The sequence below is a fragment of the Paraburkholderia strydomiana genome (genome assembly GCF_031456815.1).
Lineage (GTDB): Bacteria > Pseudomonadota > Gammaproteobacteria > Burkholderiales > Burkholderiaceae > Paraburkholderia > Paraburkholderia caledonica.
Map to the genome: position 1 here is coordinate 1,171,364 of NZ_JAVDVL010000001.1, position 17,062 is coordinate 1,188,425.

The 17,062-nt window shown below is 62.2% G+C and carries 13 protein-coding genes; 7 read left to right on the plus strand and 6 right to left on the minus strand.

What is annotated here, in order from left to right; all coding sequences use genetic code 11:
• The first annotated feature begins 120 nt into the window (after positions 1-120).
• Entirely contained in the window at positions 121-2,769 is a 2,649-nt protein-coding gene (locus tag J2W46_RS05225; protein ID WP_310351875.1) for a PAS domain-containing hybrid sensor histidine kinase/response regulator, read from the plus strand.
• Positions 2,770-2,959: 190 nt separating this feature from the next.
• Positions 2,960-4,825, plus strand: coding sequence for an extracellular solute-binding protein (locus J2W46_RS05230; RefSeq protein WP_374726806.1), 1,866 nt, complete (start codon positions 2,960-2,962; stop codon positions 4,823-4,825).
• A gap of 90 nt (positions 4,826-4,915) precedes the next feature.
• On the opposite strand, the gene J2W46_RS05235 is transcribed toward J2W46_RS05230, so the two are convergent.
• On the minus strand, positions 4,916-5,884 hold the full coding sequence (locus tag J2W46_RS05235; RefSeq protein ID WP_310351878.1) for a Tim44 domain-containing protein: 969 nt from the start codon (positions 5,882-5,884) through the stop codon (positions 4,916-4,918).
• An 86-nt stretch (positions 5,885-5,970) separates the two neighbouring features.
• Positions 5,971-6,453: a CBS domain-containing protein gene (locus J2W46_RS05240; protein WP_310351881.1), complete on the minus strand. Its 483-nt coding sequence runs from the start codon at positions 6,451-6,453 to the stop codon at positions 5,971-5,973.
• 146 nt (positions 6,454-6,599) lie between these two features.
• On the opposite strand from J2W46_RS05240, the gene nhaR reads away from it, so the two are divergent.
• A complete protein-coding gene (gene nhaR / locus J2W46_RS05245) occupies positions 6,600-7,496 on the plus strand; it encodes a transcriptional activator NhaR (protein WP_020066857.1) in 897 nt (298 codons plus the stop codon).
• A 185-nt stretch (positions 7,497-7,681) separates the two neighbouring features.
• On the plus strand, positions 7,682-9,241 hold the full coding sequence (locus J2W46_RS05250; protein WP_020066858.1) for a methyl-accepting chemotaxis protein: 1,560 nt from the start codon (positions 7,682-7,684) through the stop codon (positions 9,239-9,241).
• 87 nt (positions 9,242-9,328) lie between these two features.
• Here the strand turns inward: J2W46_RS05250 and J2W46_RS05255 are convergent, their stop codons facing one another.
• The 3 genes from J2W46_RS05255 to J2W46_RS05265 form a co-directional block, all read right to left on the minus strand.
• Positions 9,329-10,471, minus strand: coding sequence for a porin (locus J2W46_RS05255; RefSeq protein ID WP_310351883.1), 1,143 nt, complete (start codon positions 10,469-10,471; stop codon positions 9,329-9,331).
• An 884-nt stretch (positions 10,472-11,355) separates the two neighbouring features.
• Positions 11,356-11,505 (minus strand): hypothetical protein, encoded by a 150-nt coding sequence (locus J2W46_RS05260; RefSeq protein ID WP_165572595.1) that lies wholly within the window; start codon positions 11,503-11,505, stop codon positions 11,356-11,358.
• A gap of 166 nt (positions 11,506-11,671) precedes the next feature.
• Positions 11,672-11,878, minus strand: coding sequence for a hypothetical protein (locus J2W46_RS05265; RefSeq protein WP_310351885.1), 207 nt, complete (start codon positions 11,876-11,878; stop codon positions 11,672-11,674).
• A gap of 434 nt (positions 11,879-12,312) precedes the next feature.
• Between J2W46_RS05265 and J2W46_RS05270 the strand changes: the two genes are divergently transcribed.
• The 3 genes from J2W46_RS05270 (at position 12,313) to J2W46_RS05280 (ending at position 15,831) form a co-directional block, all read left to right on the plus strand.
• Positions 12,313-13,632, plus strand: a complete 1,320-nt coding sequence (locus J2W46_RS05270; RefSeq protein WP_310351886.1) for an MFS transporter — start codon at positions 12,313-12,315, stop codon at positions 13,630-13,632.
• Positions 13,633-13,681: 49 nt separating this feature from the next.
• Positions 13,682-14,641 (plus strand): dihydrodipicolinate synthase family protein, encoded by a 960-nt coding sequence (locus tag J2W46_RS05275; protein ID WP_087752046.1) that lies wholly within the window; start codon positions 13,682-13,684, stop codon positions 14,639-14,641.
• Positions 14,642-14,736: 95 nt separating this feature from the next.
• Positions 14,737-15,831, plus strand: a complete 1,095-nt coding sequence (locus J2W46_RS05280; RefSeq protein WP_310351889.1) for a LacI family DNA-binding transcriptional regulator — start codon at positions 14,737-14,739, stop codon at positions 15,829-15,831.
• On the opposite strand, the gene J2W46_RS05285 is transcribed toward J2W46_RS05280, so the two are convergent.
• Entirely contained in the window at positions 15,823-17,034 is a 1,212-nt protein-coding gene (locus J2W46_RS05285) for an aminotransferase-like domain-containing protein (RefSeq protein WP_310352068.1), read from the minus strand. The genes J2W46_RS05280 and J2W46_RS05285 overlap by 9 nt on opposite strands.
• Between the last annotated feature and the right edge of the window lie 28 nt (positions 17,035-17,062).

Sequence of the window (17,062 nt, forward strand, 5' to 3'; positions counted from 1 at the left end):
AGGCACCGTGCAAACGACGATTAACTTCGCGTAGCCCGTGCTGGGCGGCGCTTCAATCTCACTTGGGATGCGAGCAGACGTTCTCCTGGAAGCAGTACGAACAGTGCGATTGATAACGCAATGAGCAACAACGATATTGCCGATCAGGTTCCGGCTCTCGTGTGGACTGCCGAAGCACGCGGAACCGTTACTTATGCCAACCTTGCCTGCCGCAAATATCTCGGCAATCCGTTCGCGCCCAACACGACGTTGCACTGGGACCAGTTCGTCCTCGAATCCGACGTCAAGAAAGTGCACGATGCATGGCGCACCGCGCTCACCGACGGCGAGAGCGTGAAGGTCAATGCGCGCCTGCAGCGTTTCGACGGTAAATACCGCTGGCACAAACTGCGCATACGGCCGATCTTCGACGAGGCGCGCGTCGTGTCCGGCGCGTGCGGCATCGCGATGGACATCGACGACTTCGTGAAAGCCGGCGAAGCCTACGAGGTCGGCGAGCGGCGTCTGCGTTTCGCGCTGGACGCGGCGCGTGTCGGCGCGTGGGAATGGGACATGGGCAGCCGCACCGCGCGAATCAGCGCTCAATTGGCACAGATCTACGGTCTCGATCCCGAGCAGGCGGAAGTGCCGCTGCAATGGCTGTTCGACAGAATCCCCGAAAGTCATCGCGCCTGGTTCGCGCGCGAGCTGACCGGCCGCCTGCATCAGTGTGTGCCGTTTGAACTGGACTTTCCGATCCAGCTCGAGGATGGGCAGCGCTTGTGGCTTCGGACGCGCGGCGAGACCGACTGCGGAACCGGCTCCGAAATCGAGCGCGTATTCGGCGTGACATACGACATCACCGAACAGCACGACGCGCAGACAGAACGTGAACGCAGCGAACAGCGCTATCGCGCGCTCGTCGAAGCGAGTTCCGAACTCACCTGGATCGCGGACGCACAGGGGAAGACGCATCAGCTCGGCAACTGGCAGTCATTCGCGGCGCAGGACGGCATGACCGCAGGCTGCGAATGGCTCGACCTCGTTCACCCGGACGACCAGGAAAGCGCTCGCGATAAGTGGTCGCAGATCATGAAGACCGAGATGCCGGGCTCGATGACGTTCCGGCTGCGCCGGCGCGATTCCAGTTGGCGGACGCTGGTCGCGCGGGCCGCGCCTTTACGTGACGACGACGGCACGCTGCGCGAATGGTTTTGCATGGCGACGGACGTCACCGACGAACGCGCCGCAGCCGCCGCGCTCGAAGAGCGCAATCTGCGCCTGCAGGTGGCCATGCGCGCCGCCAGAATGACGATTGGCTATCTGTCGCTCGATTCATGGACGCTCTGCTGGGACAGCGTCGACGCCGTGCCCGGCGTGCAAGCCGCGCCGAGCGCGCTCAGCTACGACGCGGCGCTTCATCGCGTGCACGCCGAAGACCGCGCGTCGGTGGACGCAGCGATGCGCCGCGTCGCGCTCACCGGCGAATTCGACAAACCACTGGAATTTCGCATTTCGTTGGGTAACAGGGAAAGCTGGCTGCAAAGCCAGGCCGTGTTGCAGCGAGACGCCGACGGCCGCCCGTGGCGCGTCATTGCGAGCGCCGTGGATGTCACGCAGCGCAAAACGCTGGAACTCGCATTGCGCGAAACGGATCGCCGCAAAGACGAATTTCTCGCGATGCTCGCGCACGAACTGCGCAACCCGCTCGCGCCGATGCGCAATGCCATTGCCTTACTGCGTCGAGAGAAAGAAGCCGGCCTGAAGGCCGGCGAACTGGTCGGCATGCTGAGCCGGCAGGTCGATCACATGGCGCAACTCGTCGACGATCTACTCGAAGTCTCGCGCATCACGCACGGCCGCATCGTGCTTCGACGCGAGCCGCTACTGGTCGGCGCGGCGGTTTATGGTGCGCTCGAAACGGTGTCGTCAATGGCGAGTTCGCGCGGCCAGCACCTCACCGTGCGGCTGCCGCCCACCCCGGTCTGGCTCCACGCGGACCCGCTGCGGCTGTCGCAGATTCTGGTCAACGTGTTGAACAACGCGTGCAAGTACACGGACCCCGGCGGCAACGTCTGCGTGACCGCCCTCGCCGACGAACGCTTCGCCACCGTCACCATTGAAGACAACGGCAGCGGCATCTCGCCCGATCTTCTGCCGCATATTTTCGATCTGTTCGCGCAAGGCGAGCGAACGCTGGACCGGGCGCATGGCGGCCTCGGCATCGGCTTGTCGCTCGTGAAAAAGCTTGTCGAATTGCACGGCGGCTCGATCGACATTGCGAGTCCCGGACCCGGCCGCGGCGCCACGGTGTCGATCAGGCTGCCGCTCTGCCACGCGCCCGAAGTGCCTGCGCCGCTGCACGACGAACCGTCGGCCGGGGGTCATTCGCATGCGGAGCGCGCTTCGCTGCATGTGCTGATCGTCGACGACAACAAGGACGCCGCCGACTCACTCGCGCTGCTTTGCGAGAGCGAGGGATATCACGTCAGCGTCGCCTACTGCGCCAGCGACGCTCTCGCGCAAGCCGAAGCGGAGCCTGTGGACGCAGCGTTGCTCGACATCGGGTTGCCCGACACGGACGGCTATGAACTCGCCAGTCTGATCCGCCTGAAGGGCGAGGTCCGGCCGGTGCTGATCGCGGTAACGGGATACGGCCAGGCGGACGATCATCTGCGGGTGCAGGCCGCTGGGTTCGACCATCATCTCGTCAAGCCGGTGGACATTGAATATCTGATGTCGCTGCTCGCGGAGTTGGCGCCGGCTGCGGCATCGCCGCATGCGGACTGACCTGCGCAGATTTGCGCAATTTTTTGCAACCCGGGCTCCCGCCCTCACGAGTTGAACGGCGCTGACGGCGGGCGCCGGATTACGCCATCCCAATGCAATAACGTCGGGATGACGACTTGCTGCTTGAAACGCCGGCGGCGCGTGGCGGTCCAATTCACCTACGAATTGGAGCATTGCGCCAAGGGAGTTTATGACTCACACGAGGTTACGCGCGCGCGACATCCGGCGCCTGCTGGTCGCGCTCGTGCTCGGCGGATCGGCCATGTCGATCGCGAATCAGGCGTGCGCCGTCTACGCGATCGCACAATATGGCGAGCCCAAATATCCGGCGGACTTCAAGCATTTCGATTACGTGAACCCCGACGCACCGCGCGACGGCACGCTTGTTCTCGCGAATCCCGATCGCCTGACGAGCTTCGATAAATTCAACCCGTTCACACTGCGCGGCAATCCGGCGCCCGGACTCGGGCTAATGTTCGAGAGCCTGACCACCGGCAGTTCCGACGAAGTCGCGAGCGCGTATTGCCTGCTCGCCGACGACATCGACGTGGCGCCAGATGGCCTTTCGACCACCTTCCACATCAATCCGCAAGCGCGCTTTTCAAATGGCGACGCGGTCACTGCCGAGGACGTCAAGTTCTCGTTCGACACGCTGAAGAGTCCGCAGGCTCTGCCGCAGTTCTCGGTGTACTTCGCGCAGATCGCGCGGGCCGTGGTCGTCAACCGCCTCACGATCCGTTTCGATTACAAGGTCGCGACGCGCGAAATGCCGCTGCTCGCGGGCGGAATCCCGGTGTTTTCGCACAAGTGGGGCATGAGGCCGGACGGCACGCGCATTCCTTTCGATCAACTCGCATTCGAGAAGCCGATAGCGAGCGGAGATTATCTGATCGACAAATACGACAACGGCCGCACCATCAGTTACAGGCGCAACCCCAATTACTGGGGCGCCTCGCTGCCGGTGCGCGTGGGCACGCACAACTTTGCGCGCATCGACTACAAGCTGTATGCCGACGCAGTCGCGAAGCTGGAGGCGTTCAGGGCAGGCGAGTACGACGTGCTGGGCGAGAACGTCGCGCAGAGTTGGGTGCGGCGCGACGTCGGCAAGCGCTTTGACAACGGCGAGCTGATCAAGCGCGAGTTTCCTCACCACAACGGCGCCGGCATGCAAGGCTTCTTCATCAACTTGCGACGGCCGATTTTCCGCGACGTGCGGGTACGTCAGGCACTCGATCTCGCGCTCGACTTCCAGTGGCTCAACCGTCAGCTGTTTTTCGATCAGTACAAGCGCACTGGCAGTTTCTTTGCCAACACGGACTTGCAGGCGACCGGCAAGCCAGGCGAAGGAGAGCTAGCGATTCTGGAGCCTTTGCGCGGACAGCTAGACCCGGCCGTGTTCGGCGAGATGCCGCAACAGCCCGACACCGATCCGCCCGGTTCGCTGCGCGCCAATCTCGTCAAGGCGCGCCAACTGCTGGCGCAGGCGGGCTGGACTTATCGCAACGGGGCGCTGCGCAACATGAATGGGCAGCCGTTCGTATTCGAACTTCTCGACGACAGCGGTAGCGGCACGTCAATGGAGCCGGTCGCCGCCGCGTTCGGCCGCAATCTGCAGAAGCTGGGGATTACGATGAATTTCCGCACCGCGGATTTTGCGCTCGTGCAAAAGCGCCTCGACGCGTTCGACTTCGACATGACAACCGTGCGATTGCCCGATGTCCAGGTGCCGGGTACCGAACAGCTTTCGCGTTTCGGCAGCAAGTATGCGGATCAGCAGGGTTCCGACAATCTGGCCGGCGTGAAGTCGCCGGCTATCGATGCCATTCTGCGACGAGTGGTATCGGCGCAAACGCATGAGCAACTTGCCGACGCGACACACGCGCTCGACCGGGTATTGATGAACGGGTACTACGTGATACCGCACTGGTATTCAGCAAGTCACCGCATCGCATATAGTCGCGACCTCGGCTATCCCGCGAAGCTTCCGCTATATTTCGCCGCCGACGAATGGGTGCTGTCGACATGGTGGAAAAAGAGTTCGGCCAATGCCAGATAGAGCGCAATAGTCAGTGGCCGATTAGCCGCTTTCTCATGCTCGCGGGGAGCATCCATTAATAGATGTCCCCGCGAATTAACACCCGTTTCCTTAACGGTCGAGCTGCTGAATGCCCGCAAGCCGCCATGCCTGGTCGCCCTGTACGCTGCGAACAATGTTCCACACCTCCCGGAACGGCTGGACAGCCGCTGCGCCGTCTTCGCGCATCTGGCCGTAGAAGCGCACGCTGACGAGCGTCTCGTCCGCGGTGTTTTCCACGCCCAGCACTTCGGCTTCCAGTTGCGGCACTTCCGTACGATTCGGCTCACTGCCGCGGCTTTCCAGATCACGCTTGATTTGCGCGAACATCTCCGGCGTAGTCAATTCGAACAGGTCGCCTTGCTCGTTGCGGTCCCATGCGCCTTGCAGACGCATGAACATGTTTTTCGCCAATGCCACCAACTCGGCCTGATCGAGCCCGAGCGGTTGCACGGGCGCCGTCACCGTGCCCGTTGCTCCGGCCGGATTCGTCGCGGCGCGCTGCATGCCGAAAAAGTTCGTGTCCGGCCGCGCGTGACCGGGCTGGTTATGAAGCGGCGAGCCGTTGGTCTGCGACCGGTTCGCGGCGCCGTGTCCATACGCCAGATCCGGGCGACGCCGATTGGCGATGAACCTGAACAGCATCACGCCGGCAACGACCACAAGACCGATCAGCAGCACATTCGACAGCATTTGCGCGAGCCCCGCGCCCAGGCCAAGTGACGACAGCAGCGCGGCAATACCAAAGCCGGCGGCGAGGCCTGCCAGCGGACCTAACCAGCGGTTGCGCGCCGGCGTGGCGGCCGGCGCCTGCGCGGCCTGTTGCGCCGGCTGAGCTTGCTGGCTTCGTTGCGCCGGAGCGGACGGCGACGCCATCTGCGACTGGCGCCCAATGCTTTGACTGCCGCCGACGCGCTTTGCTTGCGCGTCGTTGGCCGCGAGCGCGCCAAGCGCGAGCACGCCCGCGAGACCGAGCGCTACGGTGCCGCGTGTCACCTTGCCGGCAACGCGCCGCAAGCGATCGATAGTTTGCTTATACATATGAACCTCTCTTGATGTGTCAGGGGCCGCCCGCGCCGCACGTCATCTTTTCGCGGCTACCTTACGGACAGTAAAATTTTTCGTCGTTAAACTTGCCATCGGCCAGCCTGCATTCCGCCATGCGCGGACTGCGAACTGTTGCCGTGAATGTAGTGCTCCAGCTGCTGGATCGTGTGTTCCTGCTCCGACATCTGGCTCTTGATCAGGTCGCCGATCGACACCATTCCAATCACCTGCCCCGCGGCGATCACAGGCAGATAACGTATGCGGTGGCCGGTCATGATTGCCATGCACTCCTCGGTCGTCTGCTCCAGGCCGACGTAGCGCACCGCCGTCGACATGATGTCGCGAACCGGCGTATTGCGCGACGAACGGTCCATTAGAACGATCTTGCGCGCGTAATCGCGCTCCGTGACGATGCCGGCAATGCGCCCTTCGTGCGCCACGATCAGCGCGCCGACCTGCCGGTGAGCCAAGATCGCAATCGCGTCGTACACCGACGCCGACGCCTCGATCGACCAGACTGTCTGGGACGCTTTCGAACGCAGAAACTGTGCAACGGATGCCATAAGTCACCTCTGTCAGCTCTAATTGCCGCCCGCTAACGCCTCGGGCCGAGCCTTGAATCTAACCTAACGCGAGACAACGGAAAATTCGTATTTTTGTTGCTGATCATTCGAAAAAACCGTAACGTCGTTTGATTGACGGAGGGAGCGTGAACTTCAAGCATCTGTACTACTTCTGGGTCGCGGCACACGCGGGCGGTATCGTCCGTGCCGGTGAGCAACTTCACATCACGCCGCAAACGCTGAGCGGGCAGATCAAACTGCTCGAGGAGGCGCTGGATAAAAAACTTTTCAAGAAGAGCGGGCGCACGCTCGAATTAACCGATGCGGGTCGGCTGGCGCTCGACTACGCCGACGAAATTTTCTCGCTAGGCTCCGAGCTGGAAAGCGCGGTGCGCCGCGAGCAGGAGGTCGGCACGCAATCCAGGTTTCGCGTCGGCATTGCGGACTCGGTGCCCAAGGCGATTGCGTACCGGCTGCTCGAACCCGCGCTGAGCGCGCCCGCTTCGCTGCGCGTGATCTGCCACGAAGGCAAGCTGCACGCGCTGCTCGCTCAACTGGCCGTGCACCGCCTCGACCTGATCATCGCGGACGCGCCCATCCCCGCCGACGTCAATATCAAGGCGTTTAATCACCCGCTCGGCCGCTCTACCCTGAGTTGCTTTGGCGCCGACGCGCTGCTGCAGGGTGTGCGGAAGCGCTTTCCCATGTCGCTCGGCCAGTTGCCGCTTCTGCTGCCAGGCACCGAATCGGCGGTGCGCCGCAAACTGGATCACTGGCTCGCATCGCGTGCCATCTCACCGCGCATCGTCGGCGAGTTTGACGATAGCGCGATGGCACTCGCATTCGGACGCGAAGGCCGCGGCCTGCTCTTCGCGCCGACGGTGCTGGAGAACCAGTTGCAGGCCGAACACAAACTCACTTCCGTCGGGCAAATCAACACCATCGTCGAGGAATTTTTCGCGATCTCGATCGAACGTCGCATTAGTCACCCAGCTGTCGCGACAATCATCGACGCCGCGCGCAGCGAACTGTTCAATGCGTAGCGTCGCGCGCCGTGCGCGCGAACCCCGTGACCACCGCGCAACTATTTGATTTGTTTGGTGCGCGGTGCCGACACGCCCGTCTGGCCAGGGATAAAGAATCCGCTTCGACAGCCGTTATGCGAACTATGGCGCTGCCTGGCAAGCGCTCCTATCTCTCGCGCTCAACGAACCGTCGAATCCAATAAATGAACCGTCTGACATTGAAACAGAAGTTATGGGTGCCCCTGCTGCTTTGCTGGGCGGCGCTGCTGATCGTCACCGTAGTGAACGCGTTCGAAGCACGTAGCGCACAGATGGACGCACGGCGTTCGGCGCTGGCCGATGTGACCGACATGGCGGCGTCGATTGTCGCCGACTACGCGAAGCAGGCGGACGCCGGCAAGCTTTCCGTCGACGAAGCGAAACAGCAAGCCATTGCCCGCGTCAATGCGCAGCGCTACGGCACCTCGGGCTACGTGACGATTGTGCGCAGCGACTCGGTGATGGTCGCGCACCCGATGAGTCCGCAGCTCAACGGCAAGGACATGAGCGGCTTTCGCGACGCCAAGGGCAATGCGCTGTATCACGACATCGCCGCCGCGGGCGGTTCGGCCACCGGCGCCGGCTATCTGCGTTACTGGTGGCCGAAGCCCGGCGACACGAAGCCGAGCGAGAAAATCGGTTACGTGAAGCGCTTCGCGCCGTGGAACTGGGACTTCATCGCCGGCGCCTACATGGACGACATTCAGGCGGAGTTCTACGCCACGCTGCTGCGCTCGGGCGGCATGTTGCTGGTGCTGGGCGTAGTCGTGTCCTTTGTCGCGTCGCGCGTGGTGCGCAATGTGTCGCGCTCGATCGGCGGCGAACCGTCCGCTGCGGCGGAAATCGCCACGCGCATCGCACGCGGCGATCTCGCTACGCGTATCGACTTGCGCCGCGACGACACCTCCAGCCTGCTGTTCTCGTTGCGTGAAATGCGCGATCAGCTTGCAGCCACCGTCGCACGCATCAAGAATTCGGCCGAAACGATCACGGTCGCCTCGAAGGAAATCGCCGCAGGCAATCTGGACCTGTCGAGCCGTACCGAAGAACAGGCCGCGTCGTTGCAACAAACCGCCGCGAGCATGGACGAGCTCACCAAGACCGTCACGCAGAACGCGGGCAACGCAGCAACTGCGTCCGAACTGGCAAAGGACGCATCAAGCATCGCCGCGCGCGGCGGCGAAGTCGTCAATGACGTCGTTCAGAAGATGGCCGGCATCACGGACAGCTCACGCAAGATCGGCGAGATCATCAGCGTGATCGAAGGCATTGCGTTCCAGACGAATATTCTCGCGCTCAACGCAGCCGTGGAAGCAGCACGCGCGGGTGAGGAAGGCCGCGGCTTTGCGGTTGTGGCGGGTGAAGTCCGCAATCTGGCGCAGCGCAGTGCGACAGCCGCGAAAGAGATCAAGGTGTTGATCGACCAGTCGGTCGAGCAGGTCGGCGAGGGTTCGACGTTAGCCGGGAAGGCCGGCAGTACGATTGGCGAGGTGGTGGAGGCGGTGGGCCGCGTCACGGCGATCATGAACGAAATCGCGGCGGCGTCGAATGAACAGAGTTCCGGCATCGGCGAAGTGAACCTCGCGATTCGCCAGATGGACGACGTCACGCAGCGCAATGCCGCACTGGTCGAACAGGCTGCGGCCGCGGCAGGTTCGCTCGATGAGCAGACCGAGCAGTTGCGCGAGGCTGTCGCGGTGTTCAAAGTCGGCCAGCCCGCCTGATCCGGCTGTTGCGTTCAAACTGAACGCGCATAAAAAAAGGTGCCGCGAACGGCACCTTTTTGAACAACAAGCAGCTTCTGCTGAAGCTTAGAAGCGGTGACGCAGACCGACCGTAGCAGCCGTCTGGTTCTTCGACGACGACGGAGCTTGCGTGATGTCGCCGCTGTAGATCGAAGCGACACCGCCGTCGCCCATTGCGTGCTGGTACACGGCTTGAGCGTAGACGTCCGTACGACGCGACAGAGCGTAGTCAGCCTGCAGGCCGATCTGGTGGTAACGAACCGACGTCGAGCCACCGTTTGCGGCAGTGCCATAGCCCTTGCCGTCGGTGAACGTGTACGCCACGCCCAGGCCGAGAGCCGGGGTCAGGTTGTACTTGCCGTTGACTTCGTAGTTGTTAGCGCGCAGCGATTGCTGAACGCCTGCAACGTTGTCGATACGCGATTGCGTCCATGCCAGACCGACAGTTGCCGGGCCGAAAGCGTACGAACCTGCTGCACCGAATTCACGCTGACGGAAGTTGCCCGTTGCGCCCAGGAAGCCGCCGTCGGTCGCGCCGCCGTTGCTAGCCGTGCCAGCAGCGTTCGTTGCGCCCGGGTTGTTCTGCTGTGCGTAAGCAGCGCCGAAACGCAGACCTTGCCACTGGTAAGCAGCACCGAGGCTGTATTCGCGGTTGTTTGCGAATGCGCCAGCCTGGTTCGAGAAGCCGTACGTGCCGCCGAACGTGAAGCCAGCGTAGTTAGCGCTCGAGTACTTGACCGAGTTGTTAACTGCGAAGCCGCCGTTCGTGTTCAGGTTGTCGTTGTTGAACGGGTGCGCGAAGTACGTGCCGCCCCAGCTGCCCGTTGCGGTCAGCGGTGCCAGGAAGTCTTGCGCTGCGTCGTATTGACGGCCCAGCGTGACCGAACCGAATTGCGCGCTCGACAGACCGACGAATGCCTGACGGTTGAACATGCCGTTGTTGTTAGCGAAACGGCCGTTGTTGACGTTAAAGCCGCTTTCCAACGTGAAGATTGCCTTCAGGCCGCCACCCAGGTCTTCCGAACCGCGCAGACCGAAACGGCTCTGGTCGATGCCGCCGCTGCCGGCTGCCCACTTCGAGTTGTGAGCAACGTTGCTCGTGTAGGTCACGCCAGCGTCCAGCAGACCGTACAGGGTGACGCTGCTTTGTGCGTGAGCGACGGAAGCGAACGATGCGGCAACCGCAACGACGATAAGACTCTTTTTCATGCGTGGGACTCCTGTTCGATAAATTTTCGCGGGGGAGCGGGACCAGCCTCGGTAGTACGCGAACGCGCCACCGCCCTTATCGCCGAACCGTTCTGGCCCGGCTGGGGCACCCTCTAAACGAAGCGTGAGTGTAGGGGGCCACCCGGACAACGGACGCCCGCAATTCGCACAACACGGTCTTGCCGATTTGGCAATAATCGATTGCCCTTAGGGGCTAAGTCTTTGTTTTTGGGAAAGTTATCGCAATGAGGGTCAGGCCATCGACCTGCTCCGGACATAAATTATTTGCAACTTTTCAATAACTAAAGTTGTGCGAATGCAACAGCCTGTAATACGGCCGAAGTAATGCGCGGCGTAGAAAAGCGTACTTCGGGAATGAATAGTTGATGATTAATTGCGCAGTGTGGGCGTCATTACGGGCGCGGGATCAATCATTTGAAAAGGCGGGGAACTTAATTGACTGGATATAGTCGCTTTAATCCACGCCTATTCGCGATAACCGGTTATCTCGGCATTCAGCGACTTTAATCAATGTGGTTATTTGCGTGAACTGCTGGCGCCGTGAGCAACCGGAGAACGTTGGCCGCAGCGCTTCCGGCCGAGCCAATGAAAAGCCGCGCTTCGGGCGGTCGTGGGGAAAGTGCGGCACAAATGCCGCATAAATACGTATTCATGGCCAGTAAGTGAAGCCTTCAGCACGGGCGTGTCCGGAGGTGAACTGCGACGCCGACCGCCGCGTGACCAACCCTGTGCTGAAAGCGGACGGCAATGCATCGAACAGCCTTCCATCTACATTAACGGCACGACCGTGCGCCTTTTCACACGTAGATTCCCTAATTCCAGCAGCGCTGTTGCCGTGGTTCACGGCGGCTGGCGAGACTGTGCTAGCGAGCCTTGTCGTCGGGAGCGCTGCCTGGGGTCAGCGGGTCCGTGTCTGGCGGCGTGCCGGGCAGCGGGCGCGGCTGCTCTTCTGGCGCGTCGAGCGGCTGATTCGAAGGGTCGGCTACGGGATCGACGGTCGGATCGGTTTGCATGACAGGCTCCTGTGGACGGGAAGGACTCCCGCCGACAGCATCGCAACCGTTATTCCCGCGAACGGCGCTCGCACCGCGTGCTGCCGCACCCCTGCTTGACGATGTAGAAACCGCCGAAGCCGCAAGTGGAATTTTCACAAGGCGTCAGTGCGGCGTCCCACATACATCAATGACGGTCCGGACCGCGCTGCGATGAATCGCCGGCGGCGCCATTAAGAAACGGCTCCAGCCCGAATAGCCACGCGAAGCAGAACGTCACCGCCGGCAGCAGCCCGATCTGGCGCTGAGCCGCGCCCTCGCTCACGCCTGCGAGGGGAGTCGCGAGCAGCGGTTGCGACTGGGAAAACTCGGTAGCAGTCTGGTCAGGTTGCATGGTTGTTCTCGTTATCGAAGCTGTGTGGACACAAGGGCATCGAGCGCTGAGCAAACTGAGTGCCTGCTGCCGCGTTGCATTTTGTGCGGCTCTTACAACAGCCGGTGATGGTCAGTGTTTACCCGTCAACCTGCTTTTCGAGCTTGCACCCGCCAGCGAGGCGACACAAAATGTAAGCGCTATCATCAATCTCCCGGCCGCCGTAAGAGCGCCCGTCGGAAAAACTGGGAACGCTTGCGTTTCAAATGTAAGCGCTAACAGTTGAGTTGGTGGTCTGCAGTTTGAAGGTACCGCAAGGGATCAAGCGCCGATCGCCACCACGAAGGTGGCACACCCCCGCCAGCGCCCGCTTGAATCGCCGCACAACTCACGGTCGCCCGACATCGCATCGGTGCGCCCCGCCTGAATCGCAACATGAAACGGAGACAACGATCATGAGCGCAACCTCGAGCCACGAGCAGCCCCCGCCGAAAATCCGCCGCGCCCAGGTCGTGGCGCTCACGCTGCTGATGGTGAGCGGCATCGTCAACTATCTTGACCGCGGAACGCTCGCCGTCGCCAATCCGTTGATCCGTCACGACATGGGCCTGACGCTCGGGCAAATGGGACTGCTGCTGTCCGCATTCTCGTGGAGCTATGCGCTCTTCCAGTTGCCGGTCGGCGGCCTTGTCGACCGGATAGGACCGCGCAAACTTCTCGGCATGGGGCTGATCGTGTGGTCGCTCGCGCAGGCCGCGGGCGGCTTCGTCTCAACGTTCGGCTGGTTCGTGCTTGCGCGGATCCTGCTCGGCATCGGCGAAGCGCCGCAATTTCCGTCGGCAGCCCGCGTGGTCAGCAACTGGTTTCCGTTGCGCGAACGCGGCAAGCCGACCGGCATCTTCAATTCGGCGTCACCGCTCGGAACCGCGCTCGCGCCGCTCTGCCTGTCGGTGCTCGTCGTGAACTTCCACTGGCGATGGGCATTCATCGCGACCGGCGCGGCCGGTCTGATCGTTGCGGCCGTATGGTTCGCGGTTTATCGCGACCCGGTCAAGGCGACCATGAGCGAGGCAGAGCGGCGTTATCTGGAAGGCGACGAAGCGGACCGTAAGCCGGCACCGACTGTCACATTCGCCGAATGGCGCTCGCTGTTCTCGCACGTCACCACGTGGGGCATGCTGATCGGCTTTTTCGGCTCCGTTTATCTGAACTGGGTCTATCTGACATGGCTGCCAGGCTACCTGACCATGGAGCGTCACATGAGCCTGATGCACACCGGCGTCGCCGCGTCGGTGCCGTTTTTCTGCGGTTTCCTCGGCTCGCTCACGGCCGGCTGGTTTTCCGATCTCATCACGAGCCGCAGCGCGAGCCCGGTCGCGAGCCGCCGTAACGCCGTGGTCATTGCAATGCTGGGCATGGTCGCGTTCACGATTCCGGCCGCGCTCGTCGAAAGCAACGTGCTGGCAATCGTCTGTATTTCGGTCGTGGTCTTTCTCGCCAACGCCGCATCCGCGAGTTCGTGGGCGCTCGCGACAGCGGCCGCGCCGCCGAACCGCGTCGGCTCGCTCGGCGCGATTCAGAATTTCGGCGGCTTTCTCGGCGGCGCACTCGCGCCGATTTTCACCGGCTATATCGCGCAGACGTGGTCGTTCGTGCCGGCCTTGCTGACAGCCGCGGGAATCGCGTTTATCGGCGCGATGAGTTATCTGCTGCTGGTGCGCAAGCCGATCGCCGACACGCCCGCCACAAACGAGACGATCCAGGCACCGGCATGAACCGTTCGCCTCTCGCCCGTCCAATCAAATTCTTCTGGAGCACAACAACATGACAATCGCGAAGCCACCCACCGTGTCAATTGAAGGGATTGTTCCCGTGATGCTGACGCCGTTCGACGACTCGGGCGCGATCGACTACGCCGGCCTTGAACGTCTGATCGAATGGTATTTAGCGCAGGGATCGGACGCGCTTTTTGCGGTCGCGCAGTCGAGCGAGATGCAGTTTCTTACGCTCGCCGAGCGCGGCGCGCTCGGGCGGTTCGTCGTCGAGAAGGTCGCCGGGCGAATCCCTGTCGTGGTGTCCGGCCACATCAGCGACGATCCGGACGCGCAAGCCGAAGAACTGAACGTTGCGGCAGCGACGGGCGCACAAGCCATTGTGTTAGTCACCAACCGGCTCGATCCCGCGCGCGAGGGCACGCAGGCATTCGCCGCGAATCTGAAGCGGCTGCTCGCGCGTCTTCCGTCCGACCTGCCGCTAGGTCTGTACGAGTGCCCCGCACCGTATCGACGACTTCTTTCGGATGACGAACTAAAACTATGCATAGACACTGGCCGCTTCATCATGCTAAAGGACGTGAGCTGCGATCTCGCGACCGTGAAGCGCCGCGTCGCGCTGGCGCAAGGCTCGCCGCTGAAGATCCTCAACGCCAACGCGGCGATTGCGTGGGACGCGATGAAAGCCGGTTCGGCAGGCTTTAACGGCGTGTTCACCAACTTTCATACTGACCTGTACAAATGGCTGCGCAACGACGCGGCCCGGGACCCTGCCCTCGCAGATGAACTCGCGACGTTCCTCGTGCTCGCCGCCGTCTCCGAATCGCTCGGCTACCCCGCGCTTGCGAAGATGTACCACCAGCGCATCGGCACGTTCAATTCGATTCGCTGCCGCGTAATCGACTACGACGTCCGCGAACGGTTCTGGGCGCTGGATGCGATACTCGACAAGATCGTGGCCGGCACCGAGCATTTCCGCGCTCGCATCGCGGCACTGGATTCCAGCCGCTAGCGATAACCCGTGCCTCGGGCGATCGTCGCGGCTACGCCAAGAGTGACGCAACGGTAAGATGTCAGGCTTCCAGCTTCACCCCGTACTCCGAACTCATGTCCGACACGCCCGACACACCAGACACAACCGGCTTCGCCGCTACAGCCCGAACTCAGACGAGCCGCGTGCGCCGCGGGACGGGCCGCACGGTGTTGTCAGATGTCGCGAAGCTGGCGGGCGTATCGACGGCGACTGTATCGCGCGTCTACAACGAGCCGGAGAAAGTATCGGCTGCGGTACGCGAGCGCGTCGAACAGGCGGCGCTCGCGCTGAACTGGTTTCCCAACGCCGCGGGGCGCGCGCTTGCGTCTACGCGCAGCCACATCGCGGGCATCATCATTCCCACGCTAGACGATCAGGTGTTCGCCTCGCAGGTAAGCGGCATGCAAGCCGCGTTTGCGACGCGCGGCATTACGCTCGTTCTCGGCTGCTCGAACTACGATCCCACGCAAGCGCTCGTGCAGGTGCGCGCGATGCTCGCGCGAGGCGTCGAGGCAATGGCCATCGTGGGTGAGGCGCATCCGCCAGAACTTTTCGACGCGTTGCGGCTCTACCGCGTGCCGTATGCGGTGACCTACGCGTACCGCAAGGAGAGTCCGCACGTCTGCATCGGCTTCGACAATTTCGCGGCGTATGTGCAAATGACCGAACATCTGATCGCCCTCGGTCATCGCTCATTCGCGGTGTGCATTCAGCCGACGCGCGACAACGACCGGGTGCAGGCGCGCGTCGCCGGTATTCGGGCGGCGCTCGAACGTCACGGCCTCGCGGTGCGACCCGAACACATGTGCGAGGGGGAATCGACAATCGCGTTCGGGCGCCGCAGTCTGCGCTCCATCTGGCAAGCGGCGAGCGAACGCCCAACTGCTCTTATCTGCGGCAACGATCACATCGCGCTTGGCGTGCTGCGCGAAGCGGAAGAACTCGGCATCGCCATACCGCGAGAGCTATCAATAACGGGTTTCGACGATCTCGAGATATCCAGAGAGATTCACCCCACGCTCACCACGATGCGCGTGGATACGCGTGAGATCGGACAACTCACCGCGCAATATCTGCTCGACATGCTGGACGGCAAGCGGGCGCAACGCGGTCAGGAAGTGCACGCGCTACTGCAGGTCAGAGAGTCGACGGGGCCGGCGTCACGATAAGACAACGTTGCGCGCCGCTGTGTCGTATGCACGCCGCAGGCGCTTTGCGCCTTCTTCAATATCGGCAATACCCGGCGCCGCAAACGACAAACGCAACGACGCAGGGTCGATCCTGTCCGCGAAAAATGCCTTGCCCGGCACGAACATGACCTTGTTCTCGATAGCGCGTTGTAAAAGCGCGGACGCGTCGATGCCTTCGATACGCGCCCAGACGAACATGCCGCCGTCAGGCCGATGAAACTGGAGCGTATCGCCAAACTGCGAGCGCAGTGCTTCGCATAGCGCCTCGCATTTGCGCCCGTACATTTCGGTGATGCGCGGCAGGTGTCGTTCGAGCGCACCGTCGGCCAGATATTCGGCGGCAATGGCCTGCGTCCACGGCGCACTGCAAAGGTCGACTGTCTGCTTTGCAATCACACAACGGCGCGTGATTTCGGCCGGTGCGATTGTCCAACCTACGCGCAGTCCAGGCGCGACGATCTTCGAAAGGCTCGCGAAATGCACGACCCAGTCACGTGAGCCCTCTACTTCGGCCGCAAGAGAAATGATCGACGGGACCGCAACTCCGGAAAAGCGCAGATCGCCGTACGCGTCGTCTTCGACAATAAGAAATTTGTATTGCACCGCAAGCTTCAGCAAGGCGATGCGGCGCTCCCGCGTGATGGTTGCGCCGGTCGGATTGGCAAACGTCGGAACCGTATAGAGCAGCTTCGGGCGCGCGACCGTACCCGACGCCAGAAGCTCGGCGAGATGGTCGACGTTGAGGCCGTGCGCATCCACCGGCACGGCAACGATTTTCGCCTGCTGAAGCTTGAGTGCCTGAAGCGTTGCCGGATACGCAGGCTGTTCGGTGAACACGACATCGCCCGGACTCACCAGCACGCGAAGCAGCAGGTCGAGTCCCTGCTGGGAGCCCGTAGTCACCAGCATTTCGTTCAACGCGCATGGCACGCCGCGACGCGCCATCAGGCTTATGAGCTCGTGCTTCAGACGCGGCAACCCGTCGGTCGGCCCGTACTGCAGACAGCTGTTCGGGTCTTGATATGCGCGAGCTTCGGCCTGCTGCAAACCGTCGACATCGAACAGATCGCTAGCCGGATAGCCGCCCGCGAACGAAATCATGCCTGGCTCACCCAGATACTTGAACAGTTCGCGAATCGGAGAGCCTGAAGGATTCTGGAAAGGAGCGGTGAATTCGTACATGTTTTCGGCGGTTGAGCTCAGGTCGTCA

Coding starts and splice junctions, on each gene's coding strand:
- J2W46_RS05275 (WP_087752046.1), top strand. CDS start 13,682: ATGACAATCGCGAAGCCACCCACCGTGTCAATTGAAGGGATTGTTCCC.
- J2W46_RS05265 (WP_310351885.1), bottom strand. CDS start 11,878: ATGCAACCTGACCAGACTGCTACCGAGTTTTCCCAGTCGCAACCGCTG.
- J2W46_RS05285 (WP_310352068.1), bottom strand. CDS start 17,034: ATGTACGAATTCACCGCTCCTTTCCAGAATCCTTCAGGCTCTCCGATT.
- J2W46_RS05270 (WP_310351886.1), top strand. CDS start 12,313: ATGAGCGCAACCTCGAGCCACGAGCAGCCCCCGCCGAAAATCCGCCGC.
- J2W46_RS05280 (WP_310351889.1), top strand. CDS start 14,737: ATGTCCGACACGCCCGACACACCAGACACAACCGGCTTCGCCGCTACA.
- J2W46_RS05225 (WP_310351875.1), top strand. CDS start 121: ATGAGCAACAACGATATTGCCGATCAGGTTCCGGCTCTCGTGTGGACT.
- J2W46_RS05230 (WP_374726806.1), top strand. CDS start 2,960: ATGACTCACACGAGGTTACGCGCGCGCGACATCCGGCGCCTGCTGGTC.
- J2W46_RS05255 (WP_310351883.1), bottom strand. CDS start 10,471: ATGAAAAAGAGTCTTATCGTCGTTGCGGTTGCCGCATCGTTCGCTTCC.
- J2W46_RS05235 (WP_310351878.1), bottom strand. CDS start 5,884: ATGTATAAGCAAACTATCGATCGCTTGCGGCGCGTTGCCGGCAAGGTG.
- J2W46_RS05240 (WP_310351881.1), bottom strand. CDS start 6,453: ATGGCATCCGTTGCACAGTTTCTGCGTTCGAAAGCGTCCCAGACAGTC.
- J2W46_RS05250 (WP_020066858.1), top strand. CDS start 7,682: ATGAACCGTCTGACATTGAAACAGAAGTTATGGGTGCCCCTGCTGCTT.
- J2W46_RS05260 (WP_165572595.1), bottom strand. CDS start 11,505: ATGCAAACCGATCCGACCGTCGATCCCGTAGCCGACCCTTCGAATCAG.